General features: G+C 59.7%; 13 protein-coding genes, 1 rRNA gene and 1 riboswitch. Of the genes, 10 read left to right on the forward strand and 4 right to left on the reverse strand.

Annotated features, from left to right (window positions below; translation table 11 throughout):
* From rrf to VNZ65_RS07520, 5 genes are all read left to right on the forward strand, one after another.
* Nucleotides 1-89: ribosomal RNA gene (gene rrf, locus VNZ65_RS25420) — 5S ribosomal RNA — on the forward strand; the annotation flags it as partial.
* Between the two features lie 169 nt (nt 90-258).
* Nucleotides 259-837, forward strand: coding sequence for a Holliday junction branch migration protein RuvA (gene ruvA, locus VNZ65_RS07505; RefSeq protein ID WP_325667598.1), 579 nt, complete (start codon nt 259-261; stop codon nt 835-837).
* A 92-nt stretch (nt 838-929) separates the two neighbouring features.
* On the forward strand, nt 930-1988 hold the full coding sequence (ruvB, locus tag VNZ65_RS07510; RefSeq protein ID WP_061937149.1) for a Holliday junction branch migration DNA helicase RuvB: 1059 nt from the start codon (nt 930-932) through the stop codon (nt 1986-1988).
* Between the two features lie 52 nt (nt 1989-2040).
* Nucleotides 2041-2493, forward strand: a complete 453-nt coding sequence (locus tag VNZ65_RS07515) for a YaiI/YqxD family protein (protein ID WP_325667638.1) — start codon at nt 2041-2043, stop codon at nt 2491-2493.
* A gap of 150 nt (nt 2494-2643) precedes the next feature.
* A complete protein-coding gene (locus VNZ65_RS07520) occupies nt 2644-3486 on the forward strand; it encodes a 2-keto-4-pentenoate hydratase (RefSeq protein ID WP_325667601.1) in 843 nt (280 codons plus the stop codon).
* Between the two features lie 134 nt (nt 3487-3620).
* Here VNZ65_RS07520 and VNZ65_RS07525 read toward each other — a convergent pair whose 3' ends face one another.
* Nucleotides 3621-4082 (reverse strand): DUF2147 domain-containing protein, encoded by a 462-nt coding sequence (locus VNZ65_RS07525; RefSeq protein ID WP_325667603.1) that lies wholly within the window; start codon nt 4080-4082, stop codon nt 3621-3623.
* Between the two features lie 69 nt (nt 4083-4151).
* On the reverse strand, nt 4152-6986 hold the full coding sequence (locus VNZ65_RS07530) for a valine--tRNA ligase (RefSeq protein ID WP_325667605.1): 2835 nt from the start codon (nt 6984-6986) through the stop codon (nt 4152-4154).
* A 238-nt stretch (nt 6987-7224) separates the two neighbouring features.
* Nucleotides 7225-7332, forward strand: a riboswitch (TPP riboswitch).
* A gap of 96 nt (nt 7333-7428) precedes the next feature.
* On the opposite strand from VNZ65_RS07530, the gene thiC reads away from it, so the two are divergent.
* The 5 genes from thiC (at nt 7429) to thiE (ending at nt 11911) form a co-directional block, all read left to right on the forward strand.
* Nucleotides 7429-9342: a phosphomethylpyrimidine synthase ThiC gene (gene thiC, locus VNZ65_RS07535; RefSeq protein ID WP_325667607.1), complete on the forward strand. Its 1914-nt coding sequence runs from the start codon at nt 7429-7431 to the stop codon at nt 9340-9342.
* 7 nt (nt 9343-9349) lie between these two features.
* Nucleotides 9350-9550: a sulfur carrier protein ThiS gene (thiS, locus tag VNZ65_RS07540; RefSeq protein ID WP_325667640.1), complete on the forward strand. Its 201-nt coding sequence runs from the start codon at nt 9350-9352 to the stop codon at nt 9548-9550.
* A 99-nt stretch (nt 9551-9649) separates the two neighbouring features.
* A complete protein-coding gene (locus tag VNZ65_RS07545) occupies nt 9650-10462 on the forward strand; it encodes a thiazole synthase (RefSeq protein ID WP_325667609.1) in 813 nt (270 codons plus the stop codon).
* A 14-nt stretch (nt 10463-10476) separates the two neighbouring features.
* Nucleotides 10477-11292, forward strand: coding sequence for a hydroxymethylpyrimidine/phosphomethylpyrimidine kinase (locus VNZ65_RS07550; protein ID WP_325667611.1), 816 nt, complete (start codon nt 10477-10479; stop codon nt 11290-11292).
* A 4-nt stretch (nt 11293-11296) separates the two neighbouring features.
* A complete protein-coding gene (gene thiE / locus VNZ65_RS07555) occupies nt 11297-11911 on the forward strand; it encodes a thiamine phosphate synthase (protein ID WP_325667613.1) in 615 nt (204 codons plus the stop codon).
* A 15-nt stretch (nt 11912-11926) separates the two neighbouring features.
* On the opposite strand, the gene VNZ65_RS07560 is transcribed toward thiE, so the two are convergent.
* Together VNZ65_RS07560 and VNZ65_RS07565 are read right to left on the reverse strand one after the other, a co-directional pair.
* Nucleotides 11927-12415, reverse strand: coding sequence for a Dps family protein (locus VNZ65_RS07560; RefSeq protein ID WP_168228813.1), 489 nt, complete (start codon nt 12413-12415; stop codon nt 11927-11929).
* Nucleotides 12416-12527: 112 nt separating this feature from the next.
* A complete protein-coding gene (locus tag VNZ65_RS07565) occupies nt 12528-13754 on the reverse strand; it encodes an MFS transporter (RefSeq protein ID WP_325667616.1) in 1227 nt (408 codons plus the stop codon).
* Nucleotides 13755-13830: the final 76 nt, after the last annotated feature.

Genomic DNA, 13830 nt, shown 5'->3' on the forward strand with positions numbered 1-13830 from the left:
CCACCCCTTCCCATCCCGAACAGGACCGTGAAACGAATTTGCGCCGATGATAGTGCTGCAACCAGTGTGAAAGTAGGTCATCGTCAGGCTTTTATTAAAAAACCCTCTGCCCCTTACCGGTCAGAGGGTTTTTGCTTTGGGCAGAAATTCTGTACTTCCCTTCATTTTCTGCAAATTCAGCATTCCTGCAAGAAAACTACTGTGTTTTTAACCAGTTGTCCTGTATGATTCATTGATTCACATTAAGGCCATACCGCGATGATAGGTCGTCTTTCAGGCATTCTGCTCGAGAAAAATCCACCCCAACTGCTGATCGACTGCAACGGCGTCGGTTACGAAGTCGGGGTGCCGATGAGTACTTTCTACAATCTGCCAGGACTTGGCGAAAAAGTCGCCTTGCTGACACATCTGGCGATACGCGAAGATGCGCACGTGTTGTATGGTTTTGGCAGCGCAGAAGAGCGGAATGTCTTCAAGCAGCTGATCAAGATCAGCGGCGTTGGCGCCCGCACCGCGCTTTCCATCCTGTCCGGCATGTCGGTGCATGATCTGGCCCAGGCTGTCACCTTGCAGGAAGCCGGACGGCTGACCAAAGTGCCCGGCATCGGCAAGAAAACCGCGGAACGCCTGCTGCTGGAGCTGAAAGGCAAGCTGGGCGCGGATCTGGGGCCGGTCGGCAGCCCGCATGGCAGCGAAGCCAGCGGCGACATTTTGAATGCCTTGATCGCACTCGGGTATTCGGACAAGGAAGCCATGCTCGCGCTCAAGCAGCTGCCGGCGGATGCGACCGTGTCGGAAGGTATCAAACTGGCATTGAAAGCGCTGTCCAAGTTGTAGGGCCGCGCAACAAAGCAAGATGATTTGTCTTTTATTGGCGTAGCGTGGTTTTTTTCTATATTTAATCGCCGCACACTGGCTACAATCCGATCATGAGTATCCAAACCGACGATTTCACCGAACAGCGCATCATTTCCGCCACGCCGGCATCGCCGAACGAAGAGGCGATCGAACGCGCCTTGCGGCCGAAACAGCTGGACGAGTACGTCGGCCAGGAAAAAATACGCGACCAGCTGCAGATATTCATTACCGCCGCGCGCCAACGGCGCGAGGCGCTGGACCATACGCTGTTGTTCGGCCCTCCGGGGCTGGGGAAAACCACGCTGGCGCACATCATCGCGCGCGAAATGGGCGTCAACCTGCGCCAGACTTCCGGGCCGGTGCTGGAACGCGCGGGCGACCTGGCTGCGCTGCTGACCAACCTGGAAGCCAACGATGTACTGTTCATCGACGAGATTCACCGCTTGTCGCCAGTGGTGGAAGAAATCCTGTATCCGGCGCTGGAAGATTATCAGATCGACATCATGATCGGCGAAGGTCCCGCTGCGCGCTCGGTGCGCCTCGACCTCCAGCCTTTCACCCTGGTCGGCGCGACCACGCGAGCCGGAATGCTGACGAACCCTTTGCGCGACCGCTTCGGGATTGTCGCCCGCCTCGAATTCTATACGCCGCAGCAGCTGGGCAAGATCGTCACCCGCAGCGCGTCCTTGCTGGGCGCGCCGATCATGGATGACGGCGCTTTTGAAATCGCCAAGCGCAGCCGCGGCACGCCGCGCATCGCCAACCGCCTGCTGCGCCGCGTGCGCGATTACGCAGAAGTCAAAGGCAATGGTGAAATCACCAAGGCGATGGCGGACGCCGCGCTGGTCATGCTGGATGTCGATCCGGTCGGTTTCGACATCATGGACAGGAAACTGCTGGAAGCGGTGCTGTTCAAGTTCGGCGGCGGTCCGGTCGGCCTGGACAATCTGGCGGCGGCGATCGGCGAAGAACGCGACACCATCGAAGATGTGCTGGAGCCGTATCTGATCCAGCAGGGTTATTTGCAGCGGACGCCGCGCGGCCGTATCGCGACGCCGGCTGCCTATACGCATTTTGGCGTCAGCGCGCCACGCACCGGACCGAACGGTGAGCTGTGGGGGCAAAATTAATTCGCTGCCGAAAGCAAATGCGGCCGATGCAACAAGTGGGCAATCCGCCGCCATGCAGATCTGGGTTGACGGCGATGCTTGTCCGAACGTTATCAAGGAAATCCTGTATCGGGTTGCCGAACGCTTGCAGATCACGGTGACGCTGGTGGCCAACAAGCTGCTGCGGGTGCCGCCGTCACGCTTCATCAAGGCGCTCCAGGTGCCGGCCGGTTTCGACGTGGCCGACAATGAAATTGTCAGGTTATTGCAGCCCGGAGACCTGGTCATCACCGCGGATATTCCGCTGGCGGCCGATGTCCTGGCAAAAGGCGGCAAGGCGCTGAACCCGCGCGGCGAGTTTTATACCAAAGACAACATCCAGCAACACCTGACGATGCGCAATTTCATGGAGGAATTGCGCGGCAGCGGGGTCGAAACCGGTGGTCCGACGACATTCAGTCAAAGCGACCGCCATCTGTTCGCATCACAGCTTGATCAGTTTTTGCAAAAATCGCGAATTCGATGATCGTTTCTAATCGCGGCTGATAGCCGCAAATGCGCGGGTATCGTGCCGTCCCGCGATGCAGGCGCCGAAATGCCAATGTTTCGGAGCTTGTGCAAAAATTAAACGTCACAGACAATACGATAGTCTTCACTAATAGTGTGCAAGTCAACCATGCTTATGTCTACCAAAGCTAACCGTTATGCCCATCAGCTTTTGGACGCGCGAGCGCAAGCCAAACTGATGCCCCTGCTGTCCGCAGCCGACGCCTTGTCTGTGATGGATGGCTATGAGATCGGCAAGCGGATCCTGGACGCGAGTATCGGTCAGGGTTCTAATCCGGTCGGACGCAAGCTCGGATTCTGCAACCGCAACATCTGGCAGAAATACGGCATCGCCGAATCGATCAGCGCACCGATCTGGGCGCACATCTTCGACAGCACCGTGCGCTATGCGGAAGACAATCGCGGCATCCAGAGCCTGGAGGGAGCGGTGCAGCCGCGCATAGAGCCGGAGGTGGTGTTCAGCCTGGGCCGCACGCCGGCGCCGGACGCCAGCCTGGAGGAAATCGCCGATTGTATCGAATGGATGGCGCATGCCTTCGAAATCGTGGTTTGTCCATTCCCCGACTGGAAGTTTGAAGCGGTCGACGCCATCGCCGCCTTCGGCCTGCATGGCACCCTGATCATCGGCGAACCGCACGTTTTATCGAGCGCGACCCGGCGCAACCTGGCCAGCATGCTGGCCAACGCCAGCGTTTCGCTGTCGTGCTGCACCGAGGATTCGGTCACCCTGTGCGGCGCCGGTTTCGGCAGCGATGTGCTGGACAGTCCGGTGCACGCTTTGTGGCATTTGCACCAGGTGCTGAACGCCCATCCCGAGTTCACGCCTTTGCAGGCGGGCGAAATCATCACCACCGGCACCTGGACCGATGCCTATCCGGTGCAGGCCGGGCAGACCTGGGTTACAGCATTTTCCGGCATCGCGCTGCCAGGTCTGACAGTGTCTTTCGTTTAGGCGACCCCGCTGCATATAGACAGCCGTGCTGATAGCGCTATCAGCGTCAGCAAATAAAAATGCCGTTCAGCCCAAAGCTGGAACGGCATTTTTTTACGTCTGCGGCAAGCGGCAGCGATTCATCAGAAAAGAACTTACTCCTGACGCAGCCAGGTTTGCGTACGGCCCAGCATCGGCACGCCGATATAGCCGCGCACATCGAGCTTGGCGCCATTGTCCTGCAGCGTCATCTTGCTCTTGTAGACCTTGCCGTTATCCGGATCAAGGATCTTGCCGCCGTTGTATTCGCTGCCATCCTTTTGCATGCCGGTGATGATGGTCATGCCCAGGATAGGCTGGTCCTTCAGTTCGCCTTCGCATTTGACGCATTTCGGATTCTGGTCCTCGGCAGGATCGCGCAGCAGCTTTTCGATCTTGCCGATCAGGACGCCGTTGGATTCGCTAATGCGTATCAGCGCTTTGGGCTTGCCGGTGTGATCGTCGATATTTTTCCACAGGCCGACCGCTGAGCTAGGGTCCTGGGCGAAAGCACCGCCAGCCAGCATGGCGCTGCCGGCGACTGCCGTGAATACAAGCCGCATCAAAAGTTTATTCATTCTTCGTCTCCTGGTATCTGTTGCACCGGCTGCAGCATAGCCAGCCGGTGTCATCCTATTATTAAGAAATCAAGATACTTTTAATTTTGCAAACTGTTCGCGCAGTTTTTCAAGGGTACTCGAAAAATTCACCAGGCGTTCCCGCATCTGTGCAACCACCTGTGCCGGTGCTCTTGCGACAAAGCTTTCATTGCCAAGCTGGGTTTCGGCTTTCGCCATCTCGCCTTCAATACGAGTGATTTCCTTGCCTAAACGTTCCCGTTCAGCTGCAACATCGATTTCTACCTTGAGCAGCAGCTTAGCATCGCCAACTATCGAGACCGGCGCCGGCGATTCGGGTAGAGTCTCTACTACTTGCACTTCTGATAATTTCGCCAGAGCCTGCAAGTATGGTGCAAACGACAGCAAGGTCGCTTGCTGTTCGGCGGAGCCGGCAATGATCAGCGGCACCCGCAGCGCCGGCGACAATTGCATTTCGCCGCGCAGGTTGCGGCAGGCATCTGTCAGCGACTTCAGCTGGGTCATCCAGGCTTCCGCGCTGTCATCGATTTTTTCCAGATTGGCTTCCGGATAAGGCTGGCGCATGATGGAATCGCCAGCCGGATCCAGCACCTTGCCGGTCAGCGGCGCCACGCTTTGCCACAAGGCTTCGGTGACGAACGGGATGACCGGATGCGCCAAGCGCAGCACCACTTCCAGCACGCGCAGCAAGGTGCGGCGGGTAGCGCGCTGCTGCGCTTCGTTGCCTTGCTGGATCTGCACCTTGGCGACTTCCAGGTACCAGTCGCAATATTCATCCCAGACGAATTTGTAGATGGCGGAAGCGATATTGTCGAAACGGTAGTCGGCGAAGCCCTTGGCGACATCGGCTTCGGTGCGCTGCAGGAGCGACACGATCCAGCGGTCGGCTTGTGAGAATTGCAGGTTTTCCTTGTCGCACACGCCTGGCGTATGGCCATCGAAGCCGCAGTCCTTGCCCTCGGTGTTCATCAGCACGAAGCGGGTGGCGTTCCACAGCTTGTTGCAGAAATTGCGATAGCCGTCGCAGCGGCCGAGGTCGAAGTTGATATTGCGGCCGAGCGTCGCCAGCGAAGCGAAGGTGAAGCGCAGCGCATCGGTGCCGAAGGCCGGGATGCCATCGGCAAATTCCTTGCGGGTTGCCTTGGCGATACTCTCTGCCTGCTTCGGATTCATCAGGCCGACCGTGCGTTTGGCCACCAGGTCTTCCAGCGCGATGCCGTCGATCAGGTCGATAGGGTCAAGCGTATTGCCCTTCGACTTCGACATCTTCTGGCCGTTGCCGTCGCGTACTAGGCCGTGCACATACACGGTCTTGAACGGCACCTTGCCGGTAAAGTGGGTGGTCATGATCACCATCCGCGCGACCCAGAAGAAGATGATGTCGAAGCCGGTCACCAGTACCGAGGACGGCAGGAACATCTTGTAGTCCGGCGTTTCTTCCGGCCAGCCCAGGGTCGAGAACGGTACCAGCGCCGACGAGAACCAGGTATCCAGCACGTCGTCGTCGCGCCGCAGCGCGCCGGTATAGCCGGCAGCAGCGGCCTTGGCTTGCGCTTCCGCTTCATTGCGGGCGACATAGATCTTGCCGTCGTCGGCATACCAGGCCGGGATCTGATGGCCCCACCACAACTGGCGGGAAATGCACCAGTCCTGGATATTGTTGAGCCACTGGTTATAGGTGTTGTTCCAATTTTCCGGAATCATCTGGATTTCGCCGTTGGCGACTTTTTCCAGCGCGACTTCGGTAATCGATTTGCCCGGGAAGTGGGTGCCTTCCGGCGCCGGCTTGCTCATCGCCACGAACCACTGGTCGGTCAGCATCGGCTCGATCACCACGCCGGTGCGGTCGCCGCGCGGCACCATCAGCTTGTGCGGCTTGACCGATTCCAGCAAACCTTGGGCCTCCAGATCGGCAACGATCTGCTTGCGCGCCACGAAGCGATCCATGCCCTGATACTGGACAGGGCCGTTTTCATTGATCTTGGCGTCCAGCGTCAGGATGGTGATTTGCGCCAGATTGTGCCGTTGTCCTACTGCATAGTCATTGAAATCATGCGCCGGCGTGATCTTCACGCAACCGGTGCCGAATTCCTTGTCGACATAGCTGTCGGCAATGATCGGGATTTCGCGATCGGTCAGCGGCAGCTTGAGCATCTTGCCGACCAGGTGGATATAACGTTCGTCGGTCGGATCGACCGCCACCGCAACGTCGCCCAGCAGGGTTTCCGGACGCGTGGTGGCAACTGTCAGATGGCCGCTGCCATCGGCAAACGGATAACGGATATGCCACATCGAACCGTCTTCTTCTTCCGACAGCACTTCCAGTTCCGAGATCGCCGTGCCCAGCACTGGATCCCAGTTGACTAGCCGCTTGCCGCGATAGATCAGGCCTTGTTCAAACAGGCGCACGAACACTTCGACCACCGTGCCGGACAGTTTGTCGTCCATCGTGAAATATTCACGGCTCCAGTCGGTGGAGGCGCCCATGCGGCGCATCTGGCCGGTAATGGTGGAGCCGGATTTTTCTTTCCACTCCCAGACCTTTTCGACGAATTTTTCGCGGCCGAGGTCGTGGCGCGATATTTTTTGCGCGTCGAGTTGCCGTTCGACCACGATTTGCGTGGCGATGCCGGCGTGATCGGTGCCGGGAATCCAGGCCGTGTTATAGCCGCGCATGCGGTGATAACGGGTCAGGCCATCCATGATGGTCTGGTTAAAGGCGTGCCCCATATGTAGCGTGCCGGTGACGTTGGGCGGCGGCAACTGAATACTGAAGGAAGGCTTGTCGGCGTCGGTGGTGGCGGTGTAGTACCCGCGCTTTTCCCATTCCGTACGCCAGAATTGTTCAATCTCGGCAGGGTCGAAAGACTTGGCTAATTCCATGATTTAGTTAGTGTTCTTTGCTAAAACGATGATTATAAAGTACGCAGCCGGGTGCCTCCTAACATTGGCGGCCGGGACGTGCTGTTTTTTGACGTAAAGGCAAGCATGTGGACGGATTTGCCACGGCAGCCGGCTTCTATACTTGATCCGGGATAAGGAAACCCGGATTTTCGATATACCGCAAGCTGATTGCGGGTGTAAAATCCTTTCCGCTGCCTCGGGATTCAAACACCGGGCAACGCAACGCTAGGGGTCCTGATTGCTGAAACGCTAATGCAATCGGGTGAGAAATACCCTCGAACCTGATCTGGGTAATGCCAGCGAAGGGAAGCTGTCGAGAATGTTGTCGGCCGATTTACCGCTTTTTGCAGTGATTCCCACCGTCAGGCTCGAAAACTCCTTTGCTGGCTCCAAGCCATGAAACACAAGCAAAGGAGCCAAAATGAACGCCAACCCAAAATTCCTGTCCGCCACTGCCACGGTGGATGAAGCCGCAATCCATCCCCTGCCGAATTCGCGCAAGATCTACATCACCGGCTCGCGCCCTGACATCCGCGTACCGATGCGGCAGATCAGCCAATCCGATACGCCGGCTTCATTCGGCGCGGAAAAGAACCCGCCTATCTATGTCTACGACACTTCGGGTCCATATAGCGATCCGGATGTCAAGATCGATATCCGCTCCGGCCTGGCGACACCGCGCCTGCCATGGATCATGGAACGCGACGATACCGAAGAACTGCCGGGTCCGAGTTCGGAATACGGCATCGAGCGCCTCAACGATCCCAAGCTGGCCGAACTGCGCTTCAATCTGCACCGCAAGCCGCGCCGCGCCAAGGCCGGCAAGAACGTCTCGCAGATGCACTATGCGCGCCAGGGCGTCATCACGCCGGAAATGGAATTCGTGGCGATCCGCGAAAACATGCGCCGCAAGGAATACCTGGAAGAACTGAAAGCCTCCGGCCCGATGGGCAACAAGCTGGCCGAGCTGATGGGCCGCCAGCATCCCGGTCAATCGTTCGGCGCCGCGCTGCCGGCGGAAATCACGCCGGAATTCGTGCGCTCGGAAATCGCCCGCGGCCGCGCCATCATTCCTGCCAACATCAATCATCCGGAAATCGAACCGATGATCATCGGCCGCAATTTCCTGGTCAAGATCAACGCCAACATCGGCAATTCCGCAGTGACTTCGTCGATCGGCGAAGAAGTCGAAAAAATGACCTGGGCGATCCGCTGGGGCGGCGACAACGTGATGGACCTGTCGACCGGCAAGCATATCCACGAAACGCGCGAATGGATCATCCGCAATTCGCCGGTGCCGATCGGCACCGTGCCGATCTACCAGGCGTTGGAAAAGGTCAACGGCAAGGCTGAAGACCTGACCTGGGAAATCTTCCGCGACACCCTGATCGAGCAAGCCGAGCAGGGTGTCGACTACTTCACCATCCACGCCGGCGTGCGCCTGCAATACGTACCGATGACTGCCAAGCGCCTGACCGGCATCGTCAGCCGCGGCGGTTCCATCATGGCCAAGTGGTGCCTGGCGCATCACCGCGAATCCTTCCTCTACGATCACTTCGAAGACATCTGCGAAATCATGAAGGCCTACGACGTCAGCTTCAGCCTCGGCGACGGCCTGCGTCCAGGTTCGATCTACGACGCTAACGATGAAGCGCAGTTGGGTGAGCTGAAAACCCTGGGTGAACTGACCCAGATCGCCTGGAAGCATGACGTGCAGGTCATGATCGAAGGTCCGGGTCACGTGCCGATGCACCTGATCAAGGAAAACATGGACCTGCAGCTGGAGCAGTGCCACGAAGCGCCGTTCTATACGCTCGGACCGCTGACCACCGACATCGCGCCAGGCTACGACCACATCACTTCCGGCATCGGCGCCGCCACCATCGGCTGGTACGGTACGGCCATGCTGTGCTACGTCACGCCGAAAGAACATCTGGGCTTGCCGAACAAGGTCGACGTCAAGGACGGCATCATCACCTACAAGATTGCAGCGCATGCGGCTGACCTGGCCAAGGGCCATCCGGGCGCGCAGATCCGCGACAATGCCTTGTCGAAAGCACGCTTTGAATTCCGCTGGGAAGACCAGTTCAACATCGGTCTCGATCCGGACAAGGCGCGTGAATTCCACGATGAAACCTTGCCCAAGGATTCCGCCAAGGTGGCGCATTTCTGTTCCATGTGCGGTCCGCATTTCTGTTCGATGAAGATCACTCAGGAAGTGCGCGAATACGCCGCCGCGCAAGGCATTTCCGACATCGCCGCACTGAAGCAGGGGATGGAAGTGAAAGCCATCGAGTTCGTCAAGAACGGCGCGGAAATCTATAGCAAGCAGTGAGGCCGTGATGGAAATCGTACTCAACGGTGCGTCGCATCCGCTGACTGAGGGCGAAAGCCTGCAGCAGCTGATCGTGGCGCTGGAGCTGGCCGGCAAGGCAGTGGCGGTGGCGGTCAACCGGCAGGTTGTGCCGGCCAGCCTGTGGCCGCAGCGCATCTTGCAGCCCGAAGACAAGGTTGATGTGGTACGGGCTATCGGCGGTGGCTGAAACCGTAGGGTGGGCATGCAATGCCCACGCGGACGCCGATGAGGCGACTATCGCGTGGGCGCATGCATCCACCCTGCAACATCTTTTAAAGGATTTGTCATGGATCTGAACTCAATCCCCGAGACGGGACAAGCGGATGCCGGCCTTACTATAGCCGGGAAAACATACAGCTCGCGGCTGCTGGTCGGCAGCGGTAAATATCGCGACCTGGAACAGACACGCGCCGCTACCGAAGCTAGCGGCGCCGAAATCATCACGGTGGCGATCCGGCGCGTCAACATCGGCCAAGACCCGAACGCGCCCAACCTGCTGGATGTAGTACCGCCGACGCGCTACACGATATTGCCGAACACAGCCGGCTGCTACACCGCCGCCGACGCGATCTACACGCTGCAGCTCGGGCGCGAGCTGCTGAACGGCCACAAGCTGGCCAAGCTGGAAGTGCTGGGCGACGAACGCACGCTGTTTCCAAACATGCCGGAAACCCTGAAAGCGGCGGAAGCGCTGGTCAAGGACGGCTTCGACGTCATGGTGTATTGCAGCGACGATCCGATCCAGGCCCGCATCCTGGAAGAGATCGGCTGCGTCGCGGTGATGCCGCTGGCGTCGCTGATCGGTTCCGGCATGGGCATCCTCAATCCCTGGAACCTGTCGCTGATCATTGAGCAGGCCAAGGTGCCGGTGCTGGTCGATGCCGGCGTCGGCACGGCTTCCGATGCAGCGATTGCGATGGAGCTGGGTTGCGATGGCGTGCTGATGAACACGGCGATTGCCGGCGCCCAGGATCCGATCCGCATGGCGCGCGCCATGCGGCTGGCGATCGAAGCCGGACGCGAAGCCTTCCTGGCCGGCCGGATTCCGAAACGCTTTGCCGCCTCGCCGTCGTCGCCGATGGCGGGTAGAGTCAAGTGAGTGTGGAGCAAGACTTGCGCAGCGGCGCTGTAGCGCCGCCTTGCGTGCTGGTGTTTTCCGGTTCGGATCCGAGCGGCGGCGCCGGCATGCAGGCCGACATCACGGCCATCGCTGCACTCGGCGCACACCCGCTGTCGGTGCTGACTGTGCTGACGGTACAGGACAACCAGCGCGTATTCGGCGTCCACCCTGTGGCGGCGGAACTGGTGCGGCAGCAGGCGCAGGTGCTGGTCGACCGCATCGCTATCTCCGCGGTCAAGCTGGGCATCGTCGGCAATCGCGCCAACGCTGATGTGATTGCCGCGATCATCCGCCAGCTGCGCGTACGGCAGCCGGATCTGCCGGTGGTGTTCGATCCGGTGCTGGCGAACGGCCATGGCGACAGCCTGGCCAGCGAGGATCCGATTGCCGCCGTTGCACCCTTGTTCGAACTGGCCACGGTGATCACGCCGAACCGGCTCGAGGCCGACCGCCTGTGCGGTGGCGAAACTGATCCTGAACGGCAGGCGCGGGTGCTGCTGGAACGCGGCTGCCAGAATGTATTGCTGAAAGGCGGCCATGGTCCGGAACAGGACCAGGTCTTGAACCGCTGGACCGGCCGTGGCGCTGCGCGCAGCTGGAGCTGGCCGCGCCTGCCGGGTGAATTCCACGGCAGCGGCTGCACCCTGGCGGCGGCGCTGTCCGCGCTGCTGGCGCAAGGGCTGGAGATGGAAGCGGCGATTGCGGCCGCACAAAGCTATTGCCAGCAGACCCTGGCGGCATCGTATGCGATTGCGGCTGGCCAGCGCATACCAAACCGCACGCTGCCGTTTTTGAAGATTAAAGGATGAAGTCATGAAGGGTTTATACATCGTCACGCCCGACTGGGATGACACCGCCAGATTGCTCGCAGTCAGCGAACAAGCCTTGCAAGGCGGCGCGGCATTGTTGCAGTATCGCCACAAGACTGCCGATGCGGCTTTGCGTCAGGAGCAGGCGGAGGCTTTGCTGGCGCTGTGCCGGCGCTATCAGCGTCCGTTCATCATCAACGACTATGTCGAGCTGTGCCTGGCGCTGGGTGCCGACGGCATCCACGTCGGCGGCACTGATGCCAGCGTGGCTGAAGTGCGGGCGCAGGTAGGCCCGGACAAGATTGTCGGCGCTTCCTGCTACGGCGATCTGGCGCTGGCGCATGCGGCACAGCGCGCCGGCGCCAGCTACGTCGCTTTCGGCGGCTTCTATCCGTCGCGCGTGAAGAAATATCCGGTGACGACGCCAGTCGATATCATTGCTCGTTCGAATGCAGAAATCGCCCTGCCGAATGTGGTGATCGGCGGCATGACGCAAGAGAACGCCGTGCCGCTGATCGCTGCCGGGGCAGACATGGTAGCCGCCATCAGCAGCGTTTACCTGGCGCCGGATCCGGTCGCCGCGGCGCGCAGTTTCGCGGCCTTGTTCAACAACCGTTAAGCATCTTCAAACGCTTCAGGTTTCCAGCAGGCTGCGCAGCATCCAGGCATTTTTTTCATGCAGCTGCATGCGCTGCGTCAGCAAGTCCGCGGTCGGTTCGTCGGCCGCGGCATCCACCACCGGGAAGATCGAACGGGCAGTGCGGGTCACTGCTTCCTGCCCCTGCACCAGCTGCTGGATCATGGCGGTCGCATTCGGCACGCCTTCTTCTTCCGATATCGAGGTCAGCTTGGCGAAGGCCTTGTAGGTGGCCGGCGCCGGATAGCCGAGGGCGCGTATGCGTTCCGCGATCAGGTCCACCGCCAGCCACAATTCGTTGTACTGGGTTTCGAACATCAGGTGCAATGTATTGAACATCGGCCCGGTCACGTTCCAGTGGAAGTTATGGGTCTTCAGGTAGAGGGTGTAGGTATCGGCCAGCAGTTTGCTGAGGCCGTCGGCGATCTTCTTGCGATCCTTGTCGCTGATGCCGATATCGATGACTGCAACGTTCTTCTTTACCATGGTGCGGCTCCTTCTAACGATGACTGTTGAATGAGAGACTTGCACCACGATTTTATGTCAATTCGCCGCCGGCCAAGAAAACCACGGGTTTTCCGGCCGTGACGCGTCGGTGCTAGCCAGGGACGGCGGCAGTCGTGGCTGCCTGCGAGCGGCGATACATGCTGACGGTCAGCGCCACTGCCGCCAGCGATGCCGTTGCGGCAAACAGATAGACCTCGGCATAACCGAACTTGCTGACGATCAGGCCTGCCAGCGGACCGGTGACGCCCAGCGCCAGGTCAAGGAAGACCGAGTAGGCGCCGAGCGCGCTGCCGCGGTTATTGGCCGGCACCAGGTTCACTGCCTCGACGCCGAGTGCAGGAAATATCAAGGCGAAGCCGAAGCCGGTCAGGGCCGCGCCGCACAGCGCAAAAAATGGCGAACCGGCTTGCCACAGCAACAGCAGGCCGAAGGCTTCTATCGAAAAACAGACAATCGAAACGCGGAAGCCGCCGAAGCGCGAGATGGTGTGGGCGAACAGCAGCCGCGCGCCGACGAAGAAGCTGCCGAACAAGGTCAGCGCAAATGCCGCGTTAGGCCATTGATGGCTGGCATAGAACAAGGTGATGAAGGTGGCGATGGAACCGAAGCCGATCGAGCCCAGGGCTAGTCCCATGCCGTGCGGGAAGACCTTGCGCAATACGCGTCCGAACGGCAAGTGCTCGCCGCGCACCACTGCCGTCGCTGCTTTCAGGCGCGCTAGCAGGAAGCCGGCTACCGACAATACGGTAACGGTGGCGCCCACCGCCGCCAGGCCCCAGGCATGGGCGAGCACCACGCCGAGCGGGGCGCCGATGGCCAGCGCGCCATAGGTAGCGATACCATTCCAGGAAATCATGCGGGCCGTGTGCTGTGCGCCCACCCGCCCTATGCCCCAGGTAATGGCGCCGGTGCCGACCATGCTTTCGCCGCAGCCCAGCACCAGCCGGCCAATCAGCAGGATCGCCAGGCTCAGCGCCGGGATGTGGGTAAAGAATGCGGCGATCAGCAGGAATACTCCGCTGATGCTGCAGCCGATCAGGCCGCGCAAGACTGCAGTTTTAGGTCCGACCGAGTCAGCCATGCGCCCGGCCAGCGGCCGGCTCAACAGTGTGGCCAGGTACTGCATGCTGATCGCCAGGCCCGCCAGCACCGAGCTGTAGCCAAGGTCGACGTGGACGTAGCCGGGCAATACGGCGAGCGGGATGCCTATTGCCAGGTAGCAAATAAATGTAAAAAATGCAGTGGAAACGATATGGAACGTTACTGCGCTCTCGGACAGCGGGGGGCTGGCGCGGTCGAGACGGACTTCTTCTGACATGACGGGACTTGGTTGGGGTGAGATGGATACAGAGGCACAGCGGATGATGCAATGCAGTATTTTACCCTTCCGGCCC

This window comes from Collimonas sp. (assembly GCF_035566555.1).
Lineage (GTDB): Bacteria > Pseudomonadota > Gammaproteobacteria > Burkholderiales > Burkholderiaceae_D > Collimonas.